General features: G+C 65.2%; 1 protein-coding gene. It reads right to left on the reverse strand.

Annotated elements, in window-relative coordinates:
- A partial coding sequence (locus HWX22_RS31630) for an SDR family oxidoreductase (RefSeq protein ID WP_175917030.1) occupies nucleotides 1-440 on the reverse strand: 440 nt, incomplete at both ends.

Consider the following 440-nt stretch of genomic DNA (forward strand, 5'->3'; position numbering starts at 1 on the left):
CGACTGGCCCGTGAGCGCGGCGCTCGGGAACGCCGACAGGAACAGCACCGTCTGCGCGACGTCCTGCACCGTCGTGAACACGCCGTCGACCGTGTTGCCGAGCATCACCTTCTTCACCACTTCCTCTTCGCTGATCCCCAGTTCCTTCGCCTGCTCCGGAATCTGCTTGTCGACCAGCGGCGTGCGCACGAAGCCCGGACACACGACGTGCGAGCGCACGTTGTGCTTCGCGCCTTCCTTCGCCAGCACACGTGCCAAACCCAGCAGCCCGTGCTTGGCCGTCACGTACGCCGACTTCAGCGGCGACGCCTCGTGCGAGTGCACCGAACCCATGTAGATCACGACGCCGCCGCGATCGTCCTTGTACATGTGCTTGAGCGCGGCCTTGGTCGTCAGGAACGCGCCGTCGACGTGGATCGCCTGCATCTTCTTCCAGTCGG

The organism is Burkholderia sp. BCC1638 (assembly GCF_902833195.1).
In the GTDB taxonomy this organism is placed as follows: Bacteria; Pseudomonadota; Gammaproteobacteria; order Burkholderiales; family Burkholderiaceae; genus Burkholderia; species Burkholderia diffusa.